Here is a 25,063-nt window from a genome sequence, read left to right as displayed (position 1 = left end):
TGCGCTTTGATGTTTACCCTATCCGCTGCTGCAGTTCAGCGTGTTTGTGTCAACTTCAGGTCAGCATCGTCACGCCGAGTGATATCGTAATCCCGCATATCCAGACGGGACAGTTCCCTGGTGAACTGAGTCGCAAAGCCCGGATACATCGTGCCGTTATAGCCATCCTCTGTTAAATACCAGCTGCTGCAACCCGAGTTCCATGTCGTGCGTCGTAACCGCCGCTGAATATTGGAGTGGTACGCGTTTTGGCTATTCTCTTTCACATCCAGGGTATGGACTCCGTTACCTTGGTCGCGCAAGAGCTCGATCGCTTTTACGATGTAATCGATTGCCGCCTCCATATATAGAAGAGCGGAGTTGTGGCCAGGACCGGAATTAGGCCCGAAAGTGAAGAACAAATTCGGATACCCGGCCACACTCACGCTCTTGTAGGCAAATCTCCCCTCAGACCACGCGTCTTCGAGTTTTCGCCCGTCGCGCCCCAGGATCGGAAATGGCGTACCGCGTTTACACACATCGAAGCCTGTCGCGAATACTATGCAGTCCACCTCATGCTCGATGCCGTCGGCGGTTCGAATTCCGTTCGGAGCCAGTGTGGCGATCGGCCAGCTGACGAGTTTGCAGTTATCGGCCTGGAGAGCAGGGTAATAGTCGTTAGTCATAAGCATGCGTTTGCACCCAGGTCTGAACTGCGGTGTTAGCTGACGTCTCAACCAGGTATCCTTCACCTGCCGACGCAGATTCGCCTTCGCGGCCGCTTGGATGACAGATGTGGCAGCGGTATCCCAAACCATGCCCACGGCCATGACCTCATGCGCCCAAAACCACGCACCTCGTAGGGCCTGTTCGGTTGCCGGCATGCGCTTGAAAGTCGAACGCGCCCAGGCCGGATGCCGGAAATTCACCCTCGGTAGGACCCAGCCGGGCGTCCTCTGAAACACCTTGACCGACGCCGCCAACTGGACCAATTCGGGAACGATCTGCACAGCGCTCGCCCCGGTCCCGATAACCGCCACCCTCTTACCGCTCATGTCATAGGAGTGGTCCCACCGAGCACTGTGAATCTTTTTCCCCTCGTACGACTCGATGCCACGAATATCCGGGAAACTGGCGTCAGCAAGTGGTCCGCTAGCCATCACGACTGAACGGCCCCGATACCGCCTGCCGCCGGTCGTGTCGACAACCCACTCTCCGGCATCCTCGTCGAATTCCAGTGCACTCACGTCCGCACCGAAATGAATGAACCTCCCAAGATCGTATTTCGCGACAATCGCGTCGATATAGGCGAGGATCTCTGCGCTCCCCGAGTATGCGCGAGTCCAGCCTGGGTTCGGCTCGAACGAGTAGGAGTACAGCAATGACGGAATGTCGCAGGCGGCGCCGGGGTAAGTGTTGTCACGCCAGGTGCCCCCGACGCGATGTGATCGCTCCAAGATGACAAAGTCGTTAACCCCCGCTTGAAGCATTCTCATCGCCGTACCGATACCCGCGAAGCCGGCGCCGACGATCAAAGTCGTTACCGTGTCCGTCATTTAGCGACCGGTTCATAGGTCAGTTCATCCGTCCATGAAGGCGGTCGCCCGAGTACTTGCACGGGGAAGATGTCGATCGCATTGCCTAAGCGCTGGGAAACGAAGTGAAGGGGTTGGGACCGCTTGATCGAGGAGGACATGTGGGCCTTCAAGATGTGATATCCAGGCACCCTCCGCGTGTGCTCACTGCGGTCCCCGACATTGCCATATCGCGTCACCGCGTTGTACAGCTTCTCTTCGGATAGCCCCATCGCGTTGAGATTCATCAACATGCGCGTGAGAAGCGGTATATACAGCAACGCGCCAGTGAGAATACGGGGGTCCATCACAGCGCCGACCGTTTGGATTGCATGGATTCGCATGGGACTGGCGCCGAGGTCATTCAGGACTTGAAAACCTACTGCAAGGTGCCGCGATTCGTCGCTGTTGACCTTATTGAATACTTCCCCGCAAATTGGGTCGTCGACCTCATCAAGGAGAAATTTCAGCAGGGCCCCGTCCAGCGCGGTCTCCAGTGCGGGAATCGCGGCGCCGATGACAGTCAGAGGAAGAGCCTCAGCGTACCGATCTAGCCACTCGATCACGAGACGGATGTTCTTATTCGGTACAGGCTTTTCGCCTTCCTCGATCATGCCCCAGCGACGCATCAGAGCAAGTTCGGCGTTGGCGTGACGCTGCTCCTCGGCGTGAAAGTAACGGTAAATGTCTCCGAGCGCTTCGAAGGGCGCCTTCGGGGCCATCGCAGCAAAGGCGCGCGCTCCGACATGCTCAATCCACACCACGTCGGACATGAATTGCTTGAGTTTGGGACGCTGTTCGTCGGTGATCAACTCCGCACCAGGGGCGCCCCAATCGATATCGGCGAGAGCCCATTGCTTGTTCTTGATCGTCTCGAGCATGTCGCTATATGCGAACGCCATTTCACTGCTCCCTCTGTTCGGCTGGATCGTTCCATGAGGCCACGCGCTCCACCAGCCCCAACGCCCGCGTAAACTGACCGGGTAAAGCTCTTTTCAGTTGCCACAAAATTTTCGCGTCCAGTTGGGGCACTACATAGATTTGTCCGCGATCGTGCGCGTTCAAGGTCGTTCGAGCCACTTGATCCGGCGAAATGCCGGTCCACCTCATCAGGTTGGTCGCGAGTTTCGCCGCCGACTCCTCAATCTGAGGATTTTTGGCGATGTTCGTCTTGACGAAGGTGGGGCAAAGCACTGTGACATTGACGTTAGTACCGCTCAGTTCGGCCGCCAAGGTCTCGGACAGAGCGAGCACTCCGGCCTTACTCACGTTGTATGCCCCCATTCGGGGCGCCGAGCCGAAACTCGCGGCGGACGCCACATTGATCACTCCGCCACGGCCGTTGCTCCGGAGCCGGGGAACGAAAGTCTCGCACCCGTAGATAACACCCCAAAGGTTGACAGAAATCGCAGCGTTCCAGTCCTCGACCGACGTAGCGCCGATGCGATTGCCGCCCGCACCGATTCCGGCGTTGTTGATCACCAGGCTCGCCGCCTTGCCAAACCAGTCTTCACTGGCATCAGCGAGGTTACGGACCTGCTCAAGGTCGGTGACGTCGCATACGACGTCGAAACCCTCGCCGCCGGCCTGCCTCACCAACTCGGCCGACTCTTTCGCAGTGATGGGGTCTTTGTCCGCACACACAACACGTCCACCTCGGCGTGCAAGCTCAACGGCGAACGCGCGGCCGATACCGCTCCCTGCGCCTGTGACTACTGCGTGGGCGCGGTGGGTTCTACCTGGTGAACTACCGAACGGCAAGAACCTCATCTGCTTGCCTTTCGGATCGCGACACTGATTTCCGGTGCGGGAGACCATTGATTTGGGGGCATCAGCCACCATTGGTGTCGCATGCCACCAGTTTGGTCGTGAGCCCGACGTTTTGTCAAGATGTTTGATGTGCGGTCGAGAAACACGCGCTGGGGTGGTCGGACCGGTGCTGAGCGTCGAGCAGAGCGACGGCAGCAATTGATCGAGGCTGCGACCGAGATTTGGAGTGAGAGCGGTTGGGCCGCAGTGACTATGCGCGGCGTGTGCGCCCGGACAGGGCTCAACGATCGATACTTCTACGAGGACTTCAAGACGCGCGAGGATCTTCTCGTCGCAGCGTGGGATGGCGTTCGCAATGACATGCTCGGCGAGGTTTCCGCGCTCTTCGACGAGCGTGTGGATCGGCCGCCGATCGAAACCATCACCGCGGCGATCGCCATCGTGGTCGACCGGATCGCACGCGATCCTGGCCGGGCGCACATCCTCCTCGCTCAGCATGTAGGTAGCTCACCGCTGCAAGATCGCCGCGCTGTGGCGCTGCAGGAGGCAACGCAGTTGGTCGTCGAGGCAAGCCGGCCACATCTCAGAGAAGACGCCGACGAGACGGCCCTTCGTATGGACACTTTGGTTGCGGTGGGGGGGTTCGTCGAAGTCATCACGGCCTGGCACTCCGGTTTGCTCGCGGTGACCGAAAAGGAAGTGGTCGCGCACACGAGCCGACTGGCTGAAACCTTGGCTCAACGCTACGTCGTCAGCGGCTGAGGCTTAACCTTTCCGTGAGTTTCGAGGCCGACTGCACTTGTCTGTATGACTGTCGCCTTGACCCGCCACCGGGCATCCAATCCGTGACGACAGGCGCGCTGTCGATTGTTTGGAGGAACGACGCAGAAACAGTGTCTTTCTGCGTCGCCCTCCTCACGCACTTTTGCTACCCCGGCTGAGCGATGACCTTCTGTGAGCCGTCTTGGTCGAACAGTTCCTTGCTCCATCGCTCCAGGACCGCGGTGCTGTCCCAATCATCAGGGTGGAAGCCGGGGCGGTTGTACGAACGGAATCGCTGCAGCGCATCGGCGGTGAACATCGGGGTGCGACTGAAGCGACGTAGGCTACGCACCAACGTGACCGGGTTATACGAGGCCTTGTCAGAGGCCATCGACAGCGCAGTCTGCAGAATGAGTTCGCCGAACAGAATTGCAGAGGCGATCCGCATGCCCCGTACGCGGGTGCGCTCGGTGCCTCCAATCAGCCGATAGGCGTCGAAGGCGACGGCTTTGTGCTCCGACTCCTCGAACGCATGCCACAGCAGAATCGGTCGAACCTCTGTCTGTCCGATGAGCTTCTGCGCGTCATCGCTGGTGAGAATGATTTCAGCGAGCGTCGCGGTGTAGTGCTCCAATGCAGAGGTCATCGACAGCCGCATTTCTGGCGAAAAGCGCCGCTCCAATCGCTTGATCAGGCGTGCGACGTGGCGGTCGATCCGCGCGGTCGGATAACCCATGGCCTGGAGCCGTTCGTTGAGGAGCCGATGCTGGTGTCGGTGTGTGGCCTCTTGCCCGATGAAACCCTTGACCGCTGTCAGCAATTGGGGATCGTCGATGGAACTCTGGAAATACTTGACCGAGCGGATGAAGAAGTCTTCCCCTTCCGGGAAGGTCGCAGAAAGCACCGAGATGAAATGGCTCATCACCAGGTCGCCATCCACGAAGTGTCGCCGCTTCGTGGAGGTGGGCATGGGGAAACGAACGCGCCGGGGTTTTGGCAATACACGGCTCTTGGTCGAGGCTCGATCTTCCGGCATCTTGACGGGGTCCTTCCTCCGTTGCGTGATCTGACTTTAGGCCTTGTCACATGAGACTGCCAGAATGTAGGGCATGAGTCCAGCACGTGTTTATGGCGGGCTGTCCGCAACTCAACGCGATGCGCAGCGCCGCGCACTGCTGATTGACGCCGCGGTCGCGCTCATGGGCAAGCAGGGAGCCGCCGCGTGCACCGTGACCGCTGTGTGTACGGAGTCAGGAGTGACGAGCCGGTACTTCTACCAGCAGTTTCGCGACAGAGACGCGCTCCTGCGTGCGATGTTCACCAAGATCTCCACCACCTTCCAAGCCGTGATCACCAAGGCGATACCGGATGACACCGTTGCTCCTCAAGAACTCGCTTACGCTCCGATAAAGGCCCTGGTTCAGATGATCGAGAACGATCCCAGCATGGCCCGCATATTGTTTGTCGAATCGGGCGCTGAACCCCTGCTTCGGCAGCTGCGAAGCGAACTGATGTCCGAATTTGCGGAGCTCGTCCTCAGAGAGGCCCGCCTGCATCTCGATATACCCAGCGAGGTGATTCAGGTCGCAGATCTCGGAGCAATGATCAGAACCTGTGGATGACCCTCGGTGAGGGGGCGTGAAAGTGGGCGCACCTTCCCGAGGATGATCTGAATATCCGAAGGTCCGATCATGAGCCGGCGTTGGCGCGCTGGTTCGGGAAGGTACGCCCATGCTCACCGTAGTTCACGATGCCACCGAGGCCAATGAAAGCACCGGCGGTGCCGGTCGGTCGTTGTTGGACGAGATCGTCCGTGACGGCGCCCGGCAGATGCTGGCCGCGGCACTGCAAGCCGAGGTCGCCGCCTACGTGGCCCAGTTCGCCGACCAGCTCGATGAGGACGGCCATCGGTTGGTGGTCCGCAACGGCTACCACCAGCCGCGTGAGGTGCTGACCGCGGCCGGCGCGGTCGAGGTGAAGGCGCCGCGGGTCAACGACCGCCGCGTGGACCCCGATACAGGTGTGCGGCAGCGGTTTTCCTCGGCGATACTGCCGGCGTGGGCACGGAAGTCCCCGCAGATGAGTGAGGTGTTGCCGCTGCTGTACTTGCATGGGCTGTCCAGCGGCGACTTCACTGCGGCGTTGGAGCAGTTCCTCGGTTCGGGTGCGGGGTTGTCGGCGTCGACGATCACCCGGCTGACCGCGCAGTGGCAGGACGAAGCCGCGGCGTTCGGGCGCCGTGATCTGTCCGGTACCGACTACGTCTACCTGTGGGTCGACGGCATCCACCTCAAGGTGCGCCTGGAGCAGACCAAGCTGTGCCTGCTGGTGATGATCGGCGTGCGTGCCGATGGCCGCAAGGAGCTGGTCGCGATCACCGACGGGTATCGGGAGTCCACCGAGTCGTGGGCCGACCTGCTGCGCGACTGCAAACGCCGCGGGATGGCTGCCCCGGTGTTGGCCGTGGGCGATGGCGCCCTCGGGTTCTGGAAGGCGGTCCGCGAAGTGTTCCCGGCGACCCGTGAGCAGCGGTGCTGGTTTCACAAGCAGGCCAATGTCCTTGCCGCACTGCCGAAGTCGGCACATCCGTCGGCGTTGGCGGCGATCAAGGATATCTACAACGCCGAGGACATCGACAAGGCGCAGGTCGCGGTCAAGGCTTTCGAGGTCGACTTCGGCGCCAAATACCCCAAGGCCGTCGCCAAGATCACCGACGACCTCGACACCCTGCTCGAGTTCTACAAGTACCCGGCCGAGCATTGGATTCACCTGCGCACGACCAACCCGATCGAATCCACTTTCGCCACGGTGCGACTGCGCACCAAGGTCACCAAGGGGCCTGGATCACGCGCGGCCGGGATTGCCATGGCCTACAAGCTGATCGACGCCGCACAAGCCCGCTGGCGGGCCGTCAACGCCCCGCACCTGGTCGCCCTGGTCCGCGCCGGCGCGGTCTTCCACAAAGGCAAACTGCTCGAACGGCCCACCGACATCACACCACCGCAACCGCCTTCAAACGGTCACGAGCGCACCGGAACGGAGGTCGCCTGAAACACCCCGATCCACAGGTCTTGACAATTTCTCCAGATCTCGCCGCTACCTACGGTGTCGGGGGCCTGTTCGAGATTCTCCGTCGCTGGATAGACGGACAACTAAACCTATCGACCGAAGTGCTTATCGAGCATTGTGCGGGTTTTCTCGGCAGTCTTGGCCTGTATACCCTCGGCCAGAAACCTGACCCGGCCGCTTCGCACATCCAGGTCGATATCAACTCCCCGGCGGGCCACAACAGATGAGACCGGCGGTATTTTCGCCGACACGCTGCGGCGTCACGCTACCGAAGGCTGGTACACCACGATGTGGTCGAGTACGCGTTTGCTTAGCAAACCCCCTGTCGGCCCCGGTTCAATCCTGAGCAGCCTGCGCCGGTTGAAAAATGAGCAGATTTACGGGTTGAGTCATCCTTCCCAGGGTGGTCGCGCAGTGCAGCGTATTGACGACGCCTTCTGTATGGAGCTAGTGAAGTGATCCAGCGTGACGACGACGAATAACCCGGACGCGGACGCGACCAGCTGGCCGGTGGCTTCCTCGCGCAATTCTGTCCGCACTTCGAGTTTCCGGCCGGTTCTGGACACGAGCTCCGCGCTGACCTCGTAGGGAACCCCCAGCAATACCGGCGCGAAGAACTCGGTGTCGAGCTTACGGGTGACGGCCATCTCACCGACGACGTAGAGCAGCATGCCCACCGTGTCGTCAAGAACCGTCATGACTGCGCCGCCATGTGCGATCCCGGGTGCGCCGCGATGTCGGCCGTCGAAGATATGCCTGGCGCCCACCCCGTCGCCACGCCGACGCGCTCGCAGGCGATGACCGTGCGGATTGTCTGTGCCGCAACCAAGGCACCACGGATGGTGCGCATCGAGGTAGTCGCCGTCGGCGGCGATAACACGATTCTGAAAGTTATGCCACCACGCGATGGCCGAATCTTCTTCCGCTTGCTCGTCGATGACGAAATCCTCCTAAATAGGACCACGCAGTGCATGGACCACCATGCGACTGAAGAACTGCGCCGACGTCGGCTGGGCTGATCGCCCGAAGACAGTATGTAAAGGACTCGTTAGCCCGCCGAGATCATCGCTGCGGTACACCTTCCAGTTCCGTCACTATCAGCCATTTGGTCCTGCCCCGCAATACGCCCTCGACGCTGTCGCCGCATAGCTCGCCCGATAATGCTCGGGGTCGTCGTCGGTGCTATAGGGGTCATACCAAATCCTGTCCCCCACAGCGGTGACGGTCAACCTCGCCTTCTGCACAAGGGTCACGAACGTCACCGACCGCGTTCTGGGCGAAGCGCTGAACATCGTCATGCTGCCAATCGAGAAACCAGTAGTCTTCAGGAAACTCGATTGATTTGAAGTGCCACTCACAGATAGCCTTTCAGATGAGCTTCGATGCCGGTATCGACAGTGCCAACGGATCGACTGGCCGTTTCGAGGGCTTCGACGAGGCGCGTTTCGGCGTCCGGGATCGTCGCGGCGACTTTGGCCGCAGCTAGACTACGACTCCGTAGCGATGTGCCGGCATCCGTGGCTGCGGCCGCAAGCGTAGACCACGCTTTGGAAGCATGTCGGGCCGCGGCAGCCGCTTCGGCAGTGGCGGCGTCATCTAGGAGATCGGCGATGTTCTGGCAACCGTCTGCCTGCAGCGTACGAAAGAGCCCGCCGCCGGTACCGGCTTTCTCGATGAACGCCCCGAGCCCGAACAATGCCGCGGTCAGGGCATCGTCATCGAACAGCGTTGGCCAATGCCCTACGTCATCGACGAAGTCCTGCACACCCTTCAAACCGGAAGATTCGACTTCAGCTGCCTCGATGCGCAGTAGCGGCGCACCTACGGCACCGCCGCGCATGAACGCTGCGCTCGCGGCGAGTGCAGCGGCCGCGATCGGCCCAAGGTCTGGCACTCGCTCTGGCCAGTCGACGTGATATGTGGTGTGCCGGGTAGGTGTGGGAAACCCGACCGAGGACCGCGCCCGGCGTAGGTCGTCGTAGGCCACCGTCTGGGTTGTCTCGCGGTCATTATCGACCACATAGGCGACCCGTTGTTCGTCATCGTATCCGGTGATGACAATGTCGTGACGGCTCATGTGCAATCGGACGCGCAGGTAAGGAAGTTCGCCGATGTCAGCCCAGACCATGACGGGTCGACCTTTGTCGATTTCGTCGGTCACAAATGCCCATCCCACGTCCGGGTCATCGGTCGATCGCACGACGAACTTTGCGCCAACCCGGGAGAGGTAATCCTGTTCCAGGTCGCTTCCTCGTCCTACCAGGTACACCTGGGGGAACAACTGCGTAGAGCGGACGTACGAGAAGTCCAAGACTCCGCCGAGGGTGAAGACCAATCCTTCACTGAGTGCTTCTGTCCCCCATCCGAGTTGGGCCCATTCAGTAAGGTCACGAAGCGCACCGGAACCACAGTGCCCTCCCCTCCTATGGGGATAGGGAACTTGAATCCTCGTCATCGCCGCTTCCTTCCTTGTCAGTAGCACTGTTGAGACTCGTCAAAAGCTACGTTTCATCACGGCTTCCCGGCTGACAGTAGGTGCCAACACCAACACGCGTGACCGCAGCCAACCTCAGCCGCGCATCTCGACAGCCTATGGCGATGCGGAATTTGTCAAGGTGTTTGAGTCCAGTGGGTGTTAGGCAGCTGTCGTCTGGTCCTCCGGTTCGGCTGGTTTGGGTGGGTTGATCGCGGCGGTCTCGGGTAGGTCGATGATCTTGGGTGCGCGGTCTTGGCTGAAGCGGTGCCGGTGGCGTGCTCGGGCCTCGGCGAGCACAATCCGCCGCTGGGTGTCTTTCTCGGCGGCGAGGCCGTAGAAGACGTCGGCGGGGGTGTGCAGGCCGATGCCGCTGTGCCGATGCTCGTGGTTGTACCAGTCCACGAACTCATCCATGAAATCCCTTGCGTGATGGATGGATTCGAACCGGTCCGGAAACGTCGGCGCGTACTTGAGGGTCTTGAACCACGACTCGCTGTAGGGGTTGTCATTGGAAACCTTGGGCCGCGAATGCGAGCGGGTCACCCCCAGATCGCAGAGCAGGCCGGCGACGGTGTTGCTCGTCATCGAGGTGCCCCGGTCGGCGTGCACGACGTGTGGGATGCCGTAGGTTCCGAAGATCTGCTCCATCATCTCTTTGGCCAGCACACCGCATTCGCGGGCGTGCACGTGCACCCCGACGATGTAACGCGAGTAGATGTCGATCATCACGTAGGCGTCGTAGTAGAGGCCCTTGGCCGGGCCGCGCAGCTTGGTGATGTCCCAGGAGTACACCTGCCGGGGCGCGGTGGCCACCAACTCCGGGCAGACCGCCTTGCGGTGCCGGGCCAGCCGGCGCCGCTCCTTGACCTGCTTGTTCTCGTTCAGCAGGCGATACATCGTCGACACCGAGCACAGGTAAGTGTCCTCATCGAGCAACGTGGCCCACACCTGGATCGGGGCGGCATCGACGAACCGGGCACTGTTGAGCACCTCCACCACCCGAGCGCACTCGGCGGCGGACAGCTTGTTGACCGGCGCCGCGGGCGCCCGCGCCGGCCCGGCCGGCGCGGGTGCGGCCCGCCGCAGCGCGGTCGAGCGGTGCATCCCGGTCAACACCGCCGCAGCCCGGGTCGTGACATGCAGGCCGCGCAGAGCGGTCCAGGTGTCCATCAGCGCTTGGTCGGCTTGGTCGGCGGCTCCGCGCTCTCGGAGAGACTTTCCAAGAGCGCGTGTGCTTTTCCCATGATGTCCAGGGCGGCTTCGGTGGTGGCCAGCCGCTTGGTGGTCTTGTCGAGTTCGCGCTTGAGGCGGGCGATCTCAGCCTGCTCGGCGGTCAGCCGCCCGACCTTGGCACCGGCCGGTTTGCCCTCCAACACCCCGGCGTCGCGCTGCTTGCGCCACTCGCTGATCAGCGACGAGTACAAGCCCTCACGGCGCAGGTAGGCGCCACCATCATTGGTTTCACAGGCCTGCTCGTAGGCCACCAGATGCGCCAGCTTGTCGGCCGGGCTGAACGTGCGCCGCCGCTGCGGCCCATCCGAGCGCGGATGCGTGGAATCCATCTGCACATTCTCCCCAGCCACAGCCAGGTTGGAAATCGTCATCGTTAAGTCGATCCGTATCTCGCCCTGCAGGCGGATTTGCTATGAACCACTGGACTCAACTCACCCTGACACGCAGGGATGGGGCACATTGACTTTCGATCGCTAGTCCTGCATCAACACGTCAACGGTAAGAGCCACAGACGCGCAGCACTCAACCGTTGTACTCAGCTCGCTTGCTCCCGTGGTCGCGCTCCCGCGCTTCGGCTGCTTTATCAGAATCGGATGAGTCCTCGGATGTTGCGGCCCGATCGCATATCCGCGTAGCCTTCGTTGATCTGATCGAGGGTGTACTCACGGGTGATCAGCTCATCCAGCTTGAGGTGTCCGGCGTTGTAGAGCTCGACGAGCCGCGGGATGTCGTGGGCGGCGTTCGAAGAACCGTACAGAGCGCCGCGGATCTGCTTTTCATACAGCGTCAATTCCAGCAGTGAACCCGACATCGAGGTGTCTTCGGGGTGCCCGATCGCGGTAACGACCACACGGCCGCGTTTACCGACCAAGGACAGCGCCTCGCCGATGTAGGACCCTTCGGCGACATCGGTGGTCAAGACGCAGACATCGGCGAGTTTGCCGCGGGTGATGTCACTGATCAGTGACCAGGCCTCGTCGATCGTGGCAACGGCATGCGTCGCACCGAAACCGCCGGCTTGTTCACGCTTGAACGCCACCGGATCGACAGCCACGATGTTCAACGCGCCCGCGATGCGGGCACCCTGAATCGCATTCATGCCGATGCCACCGGCTCCGATCACCGCCACGGTATCCCCGGCACGCACCTCACCGGTGCGCACCGCCGACCCGTACCCGGTCGTCACACCACACCCGATCAACGCCGCCTTGTCCAGCGGTGTCCCCTGGTCGATTTTGACCAGAGACGCCTTGGGGACCACGGTGTATTCCGAGAACGTGCCCAGCAGGCACATCTGGCCGACGTCCTCACCCCTGGCATGGAAACGGTAAGTGCCGTCGATCTGGGGTCCCATCATGAGCGCGGCACCCAAGTCGCACATGTTCCCCATCCCCCGCGCGCAATAGGAACAGTGCCCGCACGACGGCAGGAACGTCAGGATCACCGAATCGCCCTCGGCGACGTTCTCGACACCCGCACCCACTTCGACCACGGTGCCGGCACCCTCGTGGCCACCGACGACGGGCAGCGGAATGGGCAGGTCGCCGGTCACGAGGTGTTCGTCGGAATGGCACAACCCGGTCGCGGTCAGCTGGACGAGCACTTCATCGGGGCCGGGAGGATCCAACTCGATGTCCTCGACTTCCCACTTTTCTCCTAGGCCCCACAGCACTGCAGCACGTGTCTTCATGTGTGTCTCCTTAACGTCAGTGTTTCGGTCGCAGTGGATTGATGATTCACGCCAGCGTCTCGATGATGAGGTCACCGTCGGCGAACTGGCGGCGCAGCTTCTTCTTGTCGAACTTGCCAGTGGAAGTCAGCGGAATGTCGGTGACGAACGCCCACCGTTCCGGTAGCCACCACTTGGCCACCCGCGCACGCAGAAATTCGGTCAGCTCCGCCGCGGTGGCGGTGCGGTCGGCAGCCAGGACGACCACCGCCAGCGGCCGTTCCTGCCACTTGTCGTCGGGCACTCCAATCACCGTGGCGGTGCGCACCGCAGGGTGAGCGGCCAACTCGTTCTCCAATTCCACCGAGGAGATCCATTCGCCCCCGGACTTGATGACATCCTTGGAGCGGTCGGTCAGCGCGATGAGCGCGTCCGCGCTGATCGTCCCGACGTCCCCGGTACGCAACCACCCGTCCGGCGACGCCGCCGGACTGTCATTCTCGTAATACGACTGAGTGATCCACGGGCCGCGGACTTGAATCTCCCCCACCGATTTTCCGTCCCACGGTTGTTCTGCACCGCTGTCATCGACGATGCGGGCCTGCACACCGGCCACCACCCGGCCTTGGGTTGCGCGCAGGTGAAGCGACCTCTCCGGGGTATCAGAACTCCGCGGCAGAGCGACCGAGGCCAGCGGGGAAGTCTCAGTCATCCCCCAAGCCTGCACAATGCGGATGCCCAGCTCGTCATAGGCGGTCATCAACGACCGCGGAACCGCCGAACCACCGCAGGCCACCATCTTCAGCGAACTCACGTCATGGCCAGGATTGTCGCGCAAGTAATGCAGAACATCGGTCCAGATTGTCGGCACCGCCCCCGCCATCGTCGGCCGCACCGCCTCGATCATCTCCACCAAAGGCCCCGCCTGCAGGAAACGGTCAGGCAGCAGAAGCTGCGCGCCGGCCATCATCGCCGCATACGGCAACCCCCACGCGTTGGCGTGGAACATCGGAACGATCGCCAACACCGTGTCGTCATGACCGATGCCCAAGGCATTCGAGGTGCACGCCGCCTGAGAGTGCAACCACGTCGAACGATGGCTGTAGACAACACCTTTCGGGTGCCCGGTGGTACCGCTCGTATAGCACATCGCTGCAGCCGACCGCTCATCGACATCGGGCCACTCGAACGTACTCGACTGGGCGGCCACCACATCGTCGTACCGTAGGACGTCCTTTCCGCACCCCTCGACCGCGGCAAGATCGCCGGTTCCGGTCACTAGCACCGTGCGCACCGAGGTCATCGACGGCAACGCCGCCGCCAAAAGGGCAAGCACCGTACTGTCGACGATGATCACCCGATCCTCGGCATGATTGGCGATCCACGTCAGCTGTTCCGGCGGCAGCCGCAGGTTCAACGTATGCAGCACCGCGCCCATCGACGGCACCGCCGCGTAACAGTCCAGATGCTCCTGGTTGCTCCATTGCAGCGTCGCGACACGCTCATCTCCACGGATGCCGATCTGGCGCAAAGCATTTGCCAACCGTGCCGCACGCTCACCCACCTCGCGATAGGACACCCCAGAGATCTGCCGGGGTCCGCGCGCAGTCAGCACCTCGCGATCGCCATGGACTGCCGAAGCATGGGCCACGATCGCGGGCACAGTCAACGCAACGTCCTGCATCGTGCTCCTCATCGCACACCCGCCCTACAGCCCGCGGTGAGGCGAGGGTCACGCATCGATGAGGTCCTGCCGATTCTGGCTCTCCAGCATCAACCGGTACTCGGGGAACAGGTTCTTGGCCTGCGGGATCAACTTGATCAACTTCGGCACCGGACCTTTCGCACGTACCGTTCCCTTGGCCATCGCCATCGTCAAGTTCACCTTCCCCAACCAGAACTTGTTCCCCGTGTCTGCCGACATGAACAACTCCACGTTGGGCACCGCGGTACTGGCCGCTCCGGTCTCCACCACCTTGTTCGGCATGTCCACCGTCACAACCGCATCCGGATCTGTGTAATGCACCCGCAACACCACACCCGAATTCGCGAGCTTGTCCGCCAGACCCTCCTTCTCCAAACCCCGCCGAAAGATCCCGCCCAGGAAGGCATAGACCTCGTCCTCGTCCCTAAATACCGCCACCGTCAACCTCAACTAACCTCAATCTTTCGTGCGGTTGATCTCCCTGCTTGTCGGGGTTCGGATTGTGTTGCTGCGGGCTGATTCTTGCTGGTGGGTGTGACAGGGTCGCCGGGTCAGCGGGTTCTGCCGGGTTCCACTTCCCGGGGGGTCTTTCGTTGGTCGGCGTTATCAGTGCTGGTCTGTCCGGTTATCCGGGTTGCAGCTTGGCGGTGGCGGTGACCAGCAGTTCGGACCAGGGCGCGGTGGCCGAGAGGGGTAGTCGTGTCCTTCGGGCGTGGCGGGTGATCCTCGCGGCGACGCTGAACAGGCGCAGGCGGAGGCGTTTGGGTTCCCAGCGTCGGGCTTGGTGGCCGGCCAGGGTGATCATCTGGGTCCACGCGGTGAGCTCGCAGGCGAGTTGGACCAGGGCGCACCAGATGCGGTTCTGATCGAACCCGTGCAGCGGGAGATTGGCCAGGCCGGTGTCTTTGGCGGCCCGTATCCGGTCTTCGCAGCGTGCGCGGCGGCGGTGCCGCAATTCCAGGTCGGGGACTTGTCCGCGAGCAGTGTTGGTGGCGAATGCGGTCAGTCGCAGGCCGTTTCGGTCGGTGAACCGCAACTGGGCTCCCGGGTGCGGGCGTTCCTTTCTGATGATGACGCGCATCCCGGGCGGCCAGCCGGCCAGGGGGATCAGGCCCGTGAGCTCGGCGACCCACGCCCCGTCGCGCACGCCGCCGGCGCTGTCATAGGCCGGGGTCCACGCCTGCTCGGGTATCTGGTCGACGGCGGCGGCTATGGTCTCGGTGAGCCCGAACCCGACCGAGTACGCCAGCCGTCGGGCGTGCAGATAGTTCAGGAATTCATGGGTGCCGCCGGCGGTGTCAGTGCGCACCAGCACCGTCTTGCCCACCCGATACCCGCTGATCCCGGGGATTTGTTCCAGTGCCTGTTGGAGCACCGTCTTGTGGTCGGCGGCGGTGTTCGCCCCGGCATTGCCACTGCGGAGCATGATGGCCAGGGGTTCCCCCGTCCCGTCGGGGCCGTGGTCGGCGAACGCGCACAACGGGTGAAACCCATAGCCGCGCTTATACGTTGGCGCGGCGGACTCTTTGTCCGAGTGCGCGGTGACCAGGGTGGCGTCGATGTCGATGGCCAGCGGATCAGCGACTGTGCGCCCGTGATCGGGGGCGTTGTCTCCGGCGGCGGCCCAGGCGGTTGCCCTCGCCTGGGCGCGGGCGGAGTCGATCGCCGACAACGCCGCCGGGGCGTCGGCGGCCAAGGTGGCGATCAGCCGTGACACTGTCGGATCTGAGGCCACCCGCCCGAAGACGGCGGGTTGTTCGCGCAGCACCGCGATATCGGCCAGGCAATCCCCACCCACAGCCAGGCTGATCGCCAGATCGAGGAGGACCTTGCCCGGATCGTGAGTGGCCAGGGGTTTGCGCCACGGTGTCAACGCCCTGGTCAAGGTGCTGCTCAACCCGGTCGCATCGGCGGTGCGTGTCAGCAGAACCGCCCCGGCATGAGACACGATCCCGGTTCCGGTGGCCTCCACGGACAACGCAGGATAGGACGACGTAGACTTCTTCACCTGAAAGGTGCTCCGGCTTCTGGTGGAAATTCAGATCTTGACAATCCGAATTATCCCAGTTCAGAGCACCTTTCTCTATTCACGACACACCCCGCGTGGCGACTCACGATGAAAGCGCGAGGCTAACCTCATTGTCAGAACAGAACAGAACAGAACAGGCACCGACTTCTGACGCTGCTCCTCCGGAAAGAATCGTCATGCTCGTTGGGAAACCCCACTAGCCTCAATCTTTCGTGCGGTTGATCTCCCTGCTTGTCGGGGTTCGGATTGTGTTGCTGCGGGCTGATTCTTGCTGGTGGGTGTGACAGGGTCGCCGGGTCAGCGGGTTCTGCCGGGTTCCACTTCCCGGGGGGTCTTTCGTTGGTCGGCGTTATCAGTGCTGGTCTGTCCGGTTATCCGGGTTGCAGCTTGGCGGTGGCGGTGACCAGCAGTTCGGACCAGGGCGCGGTGGCCGAGAGGGGTAGTCGTGTCCTTCGGGCGTGGCGGGTGATCCTCGCGGCGACGCTGAACAGGCGCAGGCGGAGGCGTTTGGGTTCCCAGCGTCGGGCTTGGTGGCCGGCCAGGGTGATCATCTGGGTCCACGCGGTGAGCTCGCAGGCGAGTTGGACCAGGGCGCACCAGATGCGGTTCTGATCGAACCCGTGCAGCGGGAGATTGGCCAGGCCGGTGTCTTTGGCGGCCCGTATCCGGTCTTCGCAGCGTGCGCGGCGGCGGTGCCGCAATTCCAGGTCGGGGACTTGTCCGCGAGCAGTGTTGGTGGCGAATGCGGTCAGTCGCAGGCCGTTTCGGTCGGTGAACCGCAACTGGGCTCCCGGGTGCGGGCGTTCCTTTCTGATGATGACGCGCATCCCGGGCGGCCAGCCGGCCAGGGGGATCAGGCCCGTGAGCTCGGCGACCCACGCCCCGTCGCGCACGCCGCCGGCGCTGTCATAGGCCGGGGTCCACGCCTGCTCGGGTATCTGGTCGACGGCGGCGGCTATGGTCTCGGTGAGCCCGAACCCGACCGAGTACGCCAGCCGTCGGGCGTGCAGATAGTTCAGGAATTCATGGGTGCCGCCGGCGGTGTCAGTGCGCACCAGCACCGTCTTGCCCACCCGATACCCGCTGATCCCGGGGATTTGTTCCAGTGCCTGTTGGAGCACCGTCTTGTGGTCGGCGGCGGTGTTCGCCCCGGCATTGCCACTGCGGAGCATGATGGCCAGGGGTTCCCCCGTCCCGTCGGGGCCGTGGTCGGCGAACGCGCACAACGGGTGAAACCCATAGCCGCGCTTATACGTTGGCGCGGCGGACTCTTTGTCCGAGTGCGCGGTGACCAGGGTGGCGTCGATGTCGATGGCCAGCGGATCAGCGACTGTGCGCCCGTGATCGGGGGCGTTGTCTCCGGCGGCGGCCCAGGCGGTTGCCCTCGCCTGGGCGCGGGCGGAGTCGATCGCCGACAACGCCGCCGGGGCGTCGGCGGCCAAGGTGGCGATCAGCCGTGACACTGTCGGATCTGAGGCCACCCGCCCGAAGACGGCGGGTTGTTCGCGCAGCACCGCGATATCGGCCAGGCAATCCCCACCCACAGCCAGGCTGATCGCCAGATCGAGGAGGACCTTGCCCGGATCGTGAGTGGCCAGGGGTTTGCGCCACGGTGTCAACGCCCTGGTCAAGGTGCTGCTCAACCCGGTCGCATCGGCGGTGCGTGTCAGCAGAACCGCCCCGGCATGAGACACGATCCCGGTTCCGGTGGCCTCCACGGACAACGCAGGATAGGACGACGTAGACTTCTTCACCTGAAAGGTGCTCCGGCTTCTGGTGGAAATTCAGATCTTGACAATCCGAATTATCCCAGTTCAGAGCACCTTTCTCTATTCACGACACACCCCGCGTGGCGACTCACGATGAAAGCGCGAGGCTAGGTCCTGATGCGCTGCGCCAAGGCGACCGCCGGGCAGCCGCTAGCGTTCCTTTGCCAGCGGGGCTGGATGGCAATTGTCACTGAAGTACCTCTCCAAGACACGCGTCGCATCCGCCGTCGTCGTTCCCACCGCCTACGCACCGCCGGCACCTCAGTCCGAGCCGGCGAGCACCAGTTCGGCCCGTTCGACGGCGACTTGCTGCGTGATGACCCGCTTGCTGAACATGAAGTCGCGGGGGCGGTTGATGCAGTCGGCGGCAAGAAGCTCGCCGGCACGGAGGTAGAAGCAGGTGAAGTCGCGCTCCCGGGTCGGGTCGCCGCTGAGGACGACCTCGTCGTACCCGGTGTTGAGACCGGCGATCTGGAGCTTGAGGTCGTATTGATCTGACCAGAACCATGGAAGGGCCGCTATCTTCTTGGACTTCCCACAGACGGTCGCGGCGGCGACCTTGGCCTGCTCGGCCGCGCTCGGCACGGACTCCAGGCGGATGCGACGGCCGTAACGGGCCATGTCGTGGCTGGCGCAGTCCCCGGCGGCCACGATGTCGGGGTCGCTAGTCCGGGCCTGATCGTCGATCACGACGCCGTTGTCGACGACCAGGCCCGCGGTGGCGGCGAGCTCGGTGTTCGGCTCCACGCCGATGCCGACAATGACGAGGTCGGCGGGAATTGATTCGCCACCGGCCAGGATTACTTCGCGGACCCTGCCGTCGCCGGACAGAGCCTCGACCAGCGTGCCCGTCCGGATGTTGACGCCCTCCTCCCGGTGGATCCGGTCGAAGAACTCCGATACCTCCGGGGCGGTGACCCGTTCAAGGACGCGCCCGGTCGCCTCGAGCAGGGTGACCTCCAGACCCAGTGCACGCAACGAGGCGGCTGTCTCCAGTCCGATGTAGCCGCCGCCGACGATCACCGCCCGACGCCCGGGGCCGGCGGCCTCTCGGATCATCTCGCCGTCCGCGGCGGTGCGTAGGTAGAAGACTCCGGCCAGGTCCGCTCCCGGGGTGGGGAGCCGACGAGGCCGGGCGCCAGTGCACAGCGCGAGCTTGTCGTAGGGCAGTGCGTCGCCGGTACTCAGCACGACATGACCAGCCGAGCGGTCGACCGCCGCCACCGTCGCATCCAGGAGTCGGATCCGCTGCTTGGCGTAGAAATCCGAGTTGCGGATCGCGAGTTCGGCCAGTTCGCATTTGTCGGCCAGGTACGACTTGGACAGCGGGGGCCGCTGGTAGGGCAACGCCGACTCATCGCCGACGAGGACGATTTCGCCGTCCCACCCTTCTCGGCGAAGACTGGCGGCGAGCTGGGTGCCCGCGTGGCTGGCCCCCGCGATGACCGCTCGCTGCACGGTCATGCGCCACCTTTCGGGGTGAGGCGGACCATCAGCTTACTGATCCCCCTCACGAAGTTGGACTGCACGTACTCGGGCTCACCGACGACCTCGATGTTCTCGAACCGCGGAAGCAGCTCCTCCCACAGGATCCGCAACTGCATCTCGGCCAGCCGGTTACCCATACAGCGGTGCACGCCGAAACCGAAGGAGATGTGGTTACGGGCGTTGGCCCGATCGATAATCAGGTCATCGGGCCGATCGAACACGCGCTCGTCGCGGTTGCCCGAGGCGTACCACATCAGGACCTTGTCGCCCTTGCGGATGAACTGCCCGTTGAGCACAGTGTCGGCCTTGGCGATCCGGCGCATATGCGCGAGCGGGGTTTGCCACCGGATGATCTCCGAGACCATGTTGGGGATCAGCTCGGGGTTCGCCTTCAGCTTCTCAAACTGGTCAGGGAACTCGTTCAGCGCCAGAACACCACCGCTCATGGAATTGCGGGTCGTATCGTTGCCACCCACGATCAGCAATACCAAGTTGCCCAAGAACTCCATCGGGCGATCGATCAGGTCCTTGGTGCTCTCGTCGCTCTGCAACATGGTGATCAGATCGAAGCCGGGCAGCTCTCCGGCAGCTGTCCGGGCTGCCTTGTCCCGCCAGTGAGCGCTGAGACCTCTAGCCATATCGACCATGCCGCGAAATATCTCGTCGTTGTCCGAGGGCCCACCGTTGGCTTGCTCCATGGAGGTGGCGAGATCGGACCATTGGACGAGCTTGCGCCGCTGCTCGAACGGGAAGTCCAGCAGCGTGGCCAGCATGCGCGCGGTTAGCTCGATCGAGACGTGCTGCACCCAGTTGAACGGTTCGCCAAGCGGCAGAGCGTCGAGCACGTCTACCACCCGCTCGCGGATGAGGCCCTCCATCTCACGCAGGTTCTTCGGTGCGACCACACCCTGGACAGCCTGCCGTTGCCGGTCGTGTTTTGGGGGGTCCATCGCGATGAACATCGCAATGTCGAGGAAGCGCGGCGGGCTCCCGATGACGATGAACGGCTCGGAGGAGAAGACCTCGTGGTTCTTGTCGACGGCCACGATGTCGGCATGCCGCGTCACCGACCAGAACGGGCCGAACGCGCTGTGGGCCTGATAGTGCACGGGAGCCTCGTTGCGTAGGCGCTCGTAATAGGACTTCCAGCGACCCTGACGATAGAGGAAAGGATTGCTAAGGTCGATGTCGGTCAGTTCAACCTCGTCAGCCGGCGGGATCGGTCGCTCGATGAAGATTTTTTCACCGTTGGTGCCGGTGACCCAGCGCCGCGTTCTGTCGTAGAGGTGGGCGCCCTGGATTATTCGGTCCATCGGAATTGTTGCCTGAGCCTTGGCAGTGACTGCCTCGCGAATATTGCTCACGTCTCACCTCTCTTTCGTCATCACAGTTGGAACTCGGGCAGATGGACGATCAAACCGTCCCACGCCTCAGAGACCTGCATCTGGCAGGACAGCCGGGAGGTCGGCTGACGCTCGGGGTTCATCGCGAGCATCTCCTCTTCATTGGCCCCGGAGAGGCCGACCCGATCGGACCATTGCGGATCGACGATCACATGGCAGGTGCCGCACGCGGCTTCGCCTCCGCAGTCGCCGTCGATGCCGGGCACCGCATTGTTGGTCGCGACCCGCATCAGTGACTGACCTTCCTCGAGAGGCGCCTCATACTTCTCGCCGCCGTGGGAGACAAATGTGACAACTGCCATAGCCAGGCTCCTTGCGTGTCCTCAGTTACTTGACACAAGTCTTGCGCCAGATGAGCGCTGCGGCTATGTTCGCCGGAGTCAGAAACTTGTGATTTCGGCTCAAAGGGGCCATGGTCAGTGAACCCCAATGACGCGGGTGTGCCCCCACTCGCATTCGTGCAAATGCTCGAGAGCCCGGCGTTTGACCCAGACGCCGTCGCGCGGCTTCGCAACATCATGGCTCGCGAAGGAACCGACGAGGCGACGCTGATTCAGCGTGATATCCAGGCCCCGTTACGGTGGTTTCGTGAGGCGTACCCCGGTCTAGACATCGATCAGGCAACGCTGCTCGGATTTGCGTTAGCCGAACAGGCACAGTTGACGTCCTTCGGCCCGCTGAGTGTTCCGCTGGTCAGCGCGGGCTCAGTGGCCGAGATCGTAGAGCTGCTGACTTATCTGCCGTTGATCACGACGGCTGTCAAAGCACAGTTTCATCCAGATGACCAAGGCCTCACCGTCGGGCTCTGGGGACACACCAGCGATCGTGCCCTGGACTGCCTCGCCGTCACGTACGCCGGGTTGGCGTTGTTGCGACTGCTGGACATGCTCGTCCGTGCGGCGCCGACCCTCACACTCCACTTGAGTTGGCCAGCGCCCGCCGCCTTGAAAGATCGCGAGGACGACCTTACCGCCGGGCGCCTGTTCTTCGACGCTCCGATGTCCTTCCTCCATGTTCCCGCGGACACGCTCAACGAGGTGTGCCGGTTCTCCGATCCCGTCGCATACCGACTCGCCATCGTCGATCTGCAGCGAACTCTCGACCAGCGGAGCGAAACCACGTCGTTCTCGGAGAAGGTGAGACGGCTGCTGCAGAAGGAGCCCGGACGCCGAAGTAAACATTGGTTCGCACATGAGCTGTCGATGTCCACCAGCACACTCAAGCGGCGCCTCTCCGAAGAGGAGACCACCTTTCGCGAGTTGCGCCAAGCATTCCTGCGCGAGCGCGCGATGCTGCAGCTACTCGACCGATCCCTATCGGTGAGTGAGATCGCCACGGATCTCGGATACAGCGACCTCGCCAACTTCTCACACGCCTTCAAGCGATGGACCGGCCGCTCTCCGAGCGAGTTTCGGCTCTCACCACATTGAGCTGTCCCGGCGGGTCCGGAGATCCCGACCTTTGCGGCGTCTTTCTGCAGCGTCGCCTCTCCCCGGGTGTTCGATGAAGGCCCGAGCCTGCGCGCCGGGCAGCAGATTCACCCGGTCACACAAGCCGGCCAGATGCTCGGCCAGCACCGAATCCAATTGGCGGGCATAACCGAAAGTGAACTCCCGCAACAGCGTTCCCATCGTTGACGGGGGATACACCCGGCGGAAAAAGGGTTTTTATGCCGCCAGCGCGGACCAGGTCGACATCATCGATGTAATCCGCGCCCGCGTACATGCTCGCGATCAGGGTGGCCAGTTTCGGAGCCGGATTGGCCGACCTCGACTTGACCCTGGGAGCTGCGATGTGAATCTTGTTGGCCAACAACTCCGATAGGCCTGCCTGCTCAGCCAGCGCCATCACCGGCACCAGGCCCGCGCACGACACCAGATGTCCTCATCGAACACATCGGACCGCGGGGTGAACGTGTGGGACACTCGCGCCGGAAGTGCCGTTCTCGAACTGGACCGATTGTTGCCTGAACAATATCAATCTTCCCAGCTCAGAACGCACTTTCCTTATCCCGACACCCCGACAAACAGTCCATTGTCAGTGGATCGAGGCTAAGACCGCTCAAGTCACAGCTATCTATAGCCAACGCCGAGGTAGCGGAGCGCCACCCGCGAGATCCGCGCACCCGTGGTGGCGATGTCCGCGGAGGGAAGGACGACGTGACTCACGGTGAGCCGCACCAGAACGTCTGCGACCTCCTCGACGTCTTCGGAGTCGAGATCGGCGAAGTGGTCGTGAAACCACGCGACCAAAGCCGCGGAGGAGAGCTGGAGCAGGGACGCCGATGTCGGCAGGAGAGGAAGAACGCCCGTCGTCGGCGCACCGGCGCGATCATCCCCTGAGTGGCTGGACGTCAGCACCGACTTCAGGAGCGGACTGGCTTCTGCTTCACGCAGGGTGAACCGCACCGCTGCGGTGATGCCGCCCTGAACGTCGCCGGTGTGTTCGGCGAGGATGGCGTGGATACCCTCCAGGAAGCGCTGACCCTCGGCCACCACGAGCGCGTCACCAAGTCCCTGCTTATCGCCGAACTCCTTGTATAGCGTCGGTCGGGAGACGCCGACAAGTTCGGCGACCTCACTCACTCGGACTTGTTCCCAGCCCTTCTCAATGGTGAGTTCCCGTGTCGCCCTCAAGACCTGCTCGCGGATATGTCGGCGAAACGACATCCGCGCCGAATCAGTTGGCATACGAGCAGAATAGGTGGCGAACTGGGATCTCCCGCGCAGCCCGACGACTGGCGTCAAACGGTACGGTCGAGAAAGTCGACGACCGCCGTCGAGAATGCGTCGTTGTTGTCGCCAGCAACCATGTGGCCCGCGCCCGACACGTCAACGGTTTGCGCGTGGGGAACCAAGGTGAGGAAATCCTTCACTGTCTCTTCGGAGACTATGTCCGACAGCAGGCCGCGGACCAGCAGCGCCGGCGCGGACACCTGTCGCGCGCCATCGACAAGGAATGCGCTCATCATCTCGAACTCCTCTGCGCCGTCGTCTGAATCACTCTGCAGGAACTGAAAATTCGACGTCGCAAACGCCGGATCCCATCGCCAGGCCCAGCGACCGTCTCCACGTCGGCGGAGGACTTTTTGAAGGCCGTCGACGTTTTCGGGGCGAGGGCGGTGCGGGTTGTAGGCGGCGATCACGTCAGCGGCCGACTCTAGGCTGTCGAAACCTTCGGGATGGGCCGACATGAACGATAGGACTCGGCGGGCGCCGTGCATCTGCATTCGCGGAGTGATGTCAACCAGGACGACGGCCTGCCATAGCTCCGATGGGGCGAGCAAGTGCGTGCCGAGGATGGTCAAACCGCCCAACGATGCCCCGATCGCGGCAACTGGGCGGGCGGAGCCGGCGTACGCGCGCACGGCCAACAGGTCGGACCCCAGCCGTTCGATGTCATAGCGTCCGTCTGGATCCCAGTCGCTGTCACCATGTCCCCTTGCGTCGTAGGCGGCAACGGTGTAGCCCCGCTGATGCAATCGTTGGGCGGTGACATCCCAGGCGTGCCGGCTCTGACCACCGCCGTGAAGGAGCAACACGACCGCCCGCGGTCCGTCACAGCGGTAGAAGTCGACCGCCAGCGAGAGCCCATCCACCGTGGGCACGCGCTCGACGACAGGAGCGGACGAATCATGTGCTCTGTTTGCAGACATCAAGAGATGGCCTTCGGTGCGACGACGGTGACGGTGCCCTGCGCCGCACACACCGCTCTGCCGTCGTTGCAGATGTCGATACGTGCCACACCGCTGGTTCTGCCCAGCGAGATGATCTCAGCCGTGGCTACACAGGTTCCGCTGGAGACTGGACGAAGCAAATTCAGTTTGAACTCCGTCGTCGCGACCCAGGATCCCATCGGAATCACGGGATAAAACACCACTCCAAGGCAATGGTCGACCATGGCCGACAAGCAGCCGCCATGCAAGTTGCCGAAAGGCGTCTTCAGGTCGTCGCGTGCGTCCATCTCCGCGACGAGCCGTCCAGCAGTGAATTCAGTGTGCCGGAAGCCGAGGTAACCGGCCAGCCCGCCCGTGGTTTCTGCTGCGCTCTGCAGTTGTTCAGCGACCTGCTGGTTGAACGCGGTGAACTGCACAGACATGTCCGGCCTCCTACCTCAGCTGTGGTTGAGACATTACGC

General features: G+C 62.7%; 22 protein-coding genes and 3 pseudogenes. 6 read left to right on the top strand and 19 right to left on the bottom strand.

Going from position 1 to position 25,063, the window contains the following annotated elements:
* Nucleotides 1-35 precede the first annotated feature (35 nt).
* From L2Z93_RS07515 to L2Z93_RS07505, 3 genes are read right to left on the bottom strand one after another with little or no spacing between them, the layout of a single operon-like run.
* On the bottom strand, nt 36-1,535 hold the full coding sequence (locus L2Z93_RS07515) for a flavin-containing monooxygenase (protein ID WP_012394816.1): 1,500 nt from the start codon (nt 1,533-1,535) through the stop codon (nt 36-38).
* Complete coding sequence (locus L2Z93_RS07510) at nt 1,532-2,455, bottom strand: hypothetical protein (protein ID WP_012394817.1); 924 nt, start codon at nt 2,453-2,455, stop codon at nt 1,532-1,534. Before L2Z93_RS07510 ends, L2Z93_RS07515 begins: the two co-directional genes overlap by 4 nt.
* Before the next feature lies 1 nt (nt 2,456).
* Nucleotides 2,457-3,323: an SDR family NAD(P)-dependent oxidoreductase gene (locus L2Z93_RS07505; RefSeq protein ID WP_012394818.1), complete on the bottom strand. Its 867-nt coding sequence runs from the start codon at nt 3,321-3,323 to the stop codon at nt 2,457-2,459.
* 252 nt (nt 3,324-3,575) lie between these two features.
* Here L2Z93_RS07505 and L2Z93_RS07500 point away from each other — a divergent pair, with 252 nt between their 5' ends.
* Entirely contained in the window at nt 3,576-4,085 is a 510-nt protein-coding gene (locus L2Z93_RS07500) for a TetR/AcrR family transcriptional regulator (RefSeq protein ID WP_461786723.1), read from the top strand.
* 166 nt (nt 4,086-4,251) lie between these two features.
* Here L2Z93_RS07500 and L2Z93_RS07495 read toward each other — a convergent pair whose 3' ends face one another.
* Entirely contained in the window at nt 4,252-5,121 is an 870-nt protein-coding gene (locus tag L2Z93_RS07495) for a metal-dependent hydrolase (protein WP_012394820.1), read from the bottom strand.
* 73 nt (nt 5,122-5,194) lie between these two features.
* On the opposite strand from L2Z93_RS07495, the pseudogene L2Z93_RS07490 reads away from it, so the two are divergent.
* From L2Z93_RS07490 to L2Z93_RS07480, 3 genes and pseudogenes are all read left to right on the top strand, one after another.
* A pseudogene (locus tag L2Z93_RS07490) lies at nt 5,195-5,686 on the top strand (TetR/AcrR family transcriptional regulator); the annotation flags it as partial.
* Between the two features lie 130 nt (nt 5,687-5,816).
* Nucleotides 5,817-7,136 (top strand): IS256 family transposase, encoded by a 1,320-nt coding sequence (locus L2Z93_RS07485; protein WP_090593670.1) that lies wholly within the window; start codon nt 5,817-5,819, stop codon nt 7,134-7,136.
* A 35-nt stretch (nt 7,137-7,171) separates the two neighbouring features.
* Nucleotides 7,172-7,381: pseudogene (locus tag L2Z93_RS07480) on the top strand (TetR/AcrR family transcriptional regulator); the annotation flags it as partial.
* 162 nt (nt 7,382-7,543) lie between these two features.
* Here L2Z93_RS07480 and L2Z93_RS07475 read toward each other — a convergent pair.
* Nucleotides 7,544-7,921: a PaaI family thioesterase gene (locus L2Z93_RS07475; protein ID WP_016889187.1), complete on the bottom strand. Its 378-nt coding sequence runs from the start codon at nt 7,919-7,921 to the stop codon at nt 7,544-7,546.
* On the opposite strand from L2Z93_RS07475, the gene L2Z93_RS19350 reads away from it, so the two are divergent.
* Nucleotides 7,889-8,173 (top strand): hypothetical protein, encoded by a 285-nt coding sequence (locus L2Z93_RS19350; protein ID WP_012394823.1) that lies wholly within the window; start codon nt 7,889-7,891, stop codon nt 8,171-8,173. The two genes, L2Z93_RS07475 and L2Z93_RS19350, sit on opposite strands and share 33 nt — an antisense overlap.
* Before the next feature lie 335 nt (nt 8,174-8,508).
* On the opposite strand, the gene L2Z93_RS07470 is transcribed toward L2Z93_RS19350, so the two are convergent.
* The 10 genes from L2Z93_RS07470 to L2Z93_RS07425 all read right to left on the bottom strand — a co-directional run bounded on the left by L2Z93_RS07470 (nt 8,509) and on the right by L2Z93_RS07425 (nt 21,228).
* Entirely contained in the window at nt 8,509-9,609 is a 1,101-nt protein-coding gene (locus L2Z93_RS07470; protein ID WP_090588011.1) for a BtrH N-terminal domain-containing protein, read from the bottom strand.
* A gap of 180 nt (nt 9,610-9,789) precedes the next feature.
* Nucleotides 9,790-11,192, bottom strand: a protein-coding gene (locus L2Z93_RS07465) for an IS3 family transposase (RefSeq protein ID WP_090587900.1) whose coding sequence is annotated in 2 segments (ribosomal slippage) — nt 9,790-10,832 and nt 10,832-11,192 — 1,404 coding nt in all. Because the reading frame shifts where the segments join, the coding sequence is not laid out codon by codon here.
* A 254-nt stretch (nt 11,193-11,446) separates the two neighbouring features.
* Nucleotides 11,447-12,553, bottom strand: coding sequence for an NDMA-dependent alcohol dehydrogenase (locus L2Z93_RS07460; RefSeq protein ID WP_012394825.1), 1,107 nt, complete (start codon nt 12,551-12,553; stop codon nt 11,447-11,449).
* A 46-nt stretch (nt 12,554-12,599) separates the two neighbouring features.
* Nucleotides 12,600-14,216, bottom strand: coding sequence for a fatty acid--CoA ligase (locus L2Z93_RS07455; RefSeq protein WP_016889190.1), 1,617 nt, complete (start codon nt 14,214-14,216; stop codon nt 12,600-12,602).
* A 48-nt stretch (nt 14,217-14,264) separates the two neighbouring features.
* A complete protein-coding gene (locus L2Z93_RS07450; protein WP_016889191.1) occupies nt 14,265-14,675 on the bottom strand; it encodes an SCP2 sterol-binding domain-containing protein in 411 nt (136 codons plus the stop codon).
* A gap of 187 nt (nt 14,676-14,862) precedes the next feature.
* The gene (locus L2Z93_RS07445) at nt 14,863-16,245 is read right to left on the bottom strand and encodes an IS1380 family transposase (protein ID WP_099541447.1); all 1,383 of its coding nucleotides are present in this window, start codon (nt 16,243-16,245) and stop codon (nt 14,863-14,865) included.
* 392 nt (nt 16,246-16,637) lie between these two features.
* Nucleotides 16,638-18,020 (bottom strand): IS1380 family transposase, encoded by a 1,383-nt coding sequence (locus L2Z93_RS07440; protein WP_099541447.1) that lies wholly within the window; start codon nt 18,018-18,020, stop codon nt 16,638-16,640.
* 276 nt (nt 18,021-18,296) lie between these two features.
* A complete protein-coding gene (locus L2Z93_RS07435; protein ID WP_012394828.1) occupies nt 18,297-19,499 on the bottom strand; it encodes an NAD(P)/FAD-dependent oxidoreductase in 1,203 nt (400 codons plus the stop codon).
* Nucleotides 19,496-20,836, bottom strand: coding sequence for a cytochrome P450 (locus tag L2Z93_RS07430; RefSeq protein WP_046188902.1), 1,341 nt, complete (start codon nt 20,834-20,836; stop codon nt 19,496-19,498). The genes L2Z93_RS07435 and L2Z93_RS07430 overlap by 4 nt, the downstream gene beginning before the upstream one ends.
* Before the next feature lie 71 nt (nt 20,837-20,907).
* Entirely contained in the window at nt 20,908-21,228 is a 321-nt protein-coding gene (locus tag L2Z93_RS07425) for a 2Fe-2S iron-sulfur cluster-binding protein (protein WP_012394830.1), read from the bottom strand.
* Between the two features lie 162 nt (nt 21,229-21,390).
* On the opposite strand from L2Z93_RS07425, the gene L2Z93_RS07420 reads away from it, so the two are divergent.
* Entirely contained in the window at nt 21,391-22,356 is a 966-nt protein-coding gene (locus L2Z93_RS07420; protein WP_046188922.1) for a helix-turn-helix transcriptional regulator, read from the top strand.
* A 69-nt stretch (nt 22,357-22,425) separates the two neighbouring features.
* Here the strand turns inward: L2Z93_RS07420 and L2Z93_RS07415 are convergent.
* From L2Z93_RS07415 to L2Z93_RS07400, 4 genes and pseudogenes are all read right to left on the bottom strand, one after another.
* Nucleotides 22,426-22,851: pseudogene (locus tag L2Z93_RS07415) on the bottom strand (IS1380 family transposase); the annotation flags it as partial.
* A gap of 147 nt (nt 22,852-22,998) precedes the next feature.
* Complete coding sequence (locus tag L2Z93_RS07410; protein ID WP_172827193.1) at nt 22,999-23,577, bottom strand: TetR/AcrR family transcriptional regulator; 579 nt, start codon at nt 23,575-23,577, stop codon at nt 22,999-23,001.
* A 92-nt stretch (nt 23,578-23,669) separates the two neighbouring features.
* Complete coding sequence (locus tag L2Z93_RS07405) at nt 23,670-24,581, bottom strand: alpha/beta fold hydrolase (RefSeq protein WP_012394833.1); 912 nt, start codon at nt 24,579-24,581, stop codon at nt 23,670-23,672.
* A complete protein-coding gene (locus tag L2Z93_RS07400; protein WP_041325313.1) occupies nt 24,581-25,018 on the bottom strand; it encodes a PaaI family thioesterase in 438 nt (145 codons plus the stop codon). The genes L2Z93_RS07405 and L2Z93_RS07400 overlap by 1 nt, the downstream gene beginning before the upstream one ends.
* Between the last annotated feature and the right edge of the window lie 45 nt (nt 25,019-25,063).

Origin of the sequence: Mycolicibacterium brumae (assembly GCF_025215495.1) — a bacterium.
GTDB classification, from domain to species: domain Bacteria; phylum Actinomycetota; class Actinomycetes; order Mycobacteriales; family Mycobacteriaceae; genus Mycobacterium; species Mycobacterium brumae.
The sequence above is the reverse complement of the archived record's forward strand: the minus strand, read 5'-3'. Positions and strand labels throughout refer to the sequence as shown.

Excerpts from the sequence above, each read along its gene's own strand:
- L2Z93_RS07515 (WP_012394816.1), bottom strand. The coding sequence starts at position 1,535 with ATGACGGACACGGTAACGACTTTGATCGTCGGCGCCGGCTTCGCGGGT.
- L2Z93_RS07510 (WP_012394817.1), bottom strand. The coding sequence starts at position 2,455 with ATGGCGTTCGCATATAGCGACATGCTCGAGACGATCAAGAACAAGCAA.
- L2Z93_RS07505 (WP_012394818.1), bottom strand. The coding sequence starts at position 3,323 with ATGAGGTTCTTGCCGTTCGGTAGTTCACCAGGTAGAACCCACCGCGCC.
- L2Z93_RS07500 (WP_461786723.1), top strand. The coding sequence starts at position 3,576 with ATGCGCGGCGTGTGCGCCCGGACAGGGCTCAACGATCGATACTTCTAC.
- L2Z93_RS07495 (WP_012394820.1), bottom strand. The coding sequence starts at position 5,121 with ATGCCGGAAGATCGAGCCTCGACCAAGAGCCGTGTATTGCCAAAACCC.
- L2Z93_RS07485 (WP_090593670.1), top strand. The coding sequence starts at position 5,817 with ATGCTCACCGTAGTTCACGATGCCACCGAGGCCAATGAAAGCACCGGC.
- L2Z93_RS19350 (WP_012394823.1), top strand. The coding sequence starts at position 7,889 with ATGTCGGCCGTCGAAGATATGCCTGGCGCCCACCCCGTCGCCACGCCG.
- L2Z93_RS07470 (WP_090588011.1), bottom strand. The coding sequence starts at position 9,609 with ATGACGAGGATTCAAGTTCCCTATCCCCATAGGAGGGGAGGGCACTGT.
- L2Z93_RS07460 (WP_012394825.1), bottom strand. The coding sequence starts at position 12,553 with ATGAAGACACGTGCTGCAGTGCTGTGGGGCCTAGGAGAAAAGTGGGAA.
- L2Z93_RS07455 (WP_016889190.1), bottom strand. The coding sequence starts at position 14,216 with ATGCAGGACGTTGCGTTGACTGTGCCCGCGATCGTGGCCCATGCTTCG.
- L2Z93_RS07435 (WP_012394828.1), bottom strand. The coding sequence starts at position 19,499 with ATGACCGTGCAGCGAGCGGTCATCGCGGGGGCCAGCCACGCGGGCACC.
- L2Z93_RS07430 (WP_046188902.1), bottom strand. The coding sequence starts at position 20,836 with ATGGACCGAATAATCCAGGGCGCCCACCTCTACGACAGAACGCGGCGC.
- L2Z93_RS07425 (WP_012394830.1), bottom strand. The coding sequence starts at position 21,228 with ATGGCAGTTGTCACATTTGTCTCCCACGGCGGCGAGAAGTATGAGGCG.
- L2Z93_RS07420 (WP_046188922.1), top strand. The coding sequence starts at position 21,391 with ATGCTCGAGAGCCCGGCGTTTGACCCAGACGCCGTCGCGCGGCTTCGC.
- L2Z93_RS07405 (WP_012394833.1), bottom strand. The coding sequence starts at position 24,581 with ATGTCTGCAAACAGAGCACATGATTCGTCCGCTCCTGTCGTCGAGCGC.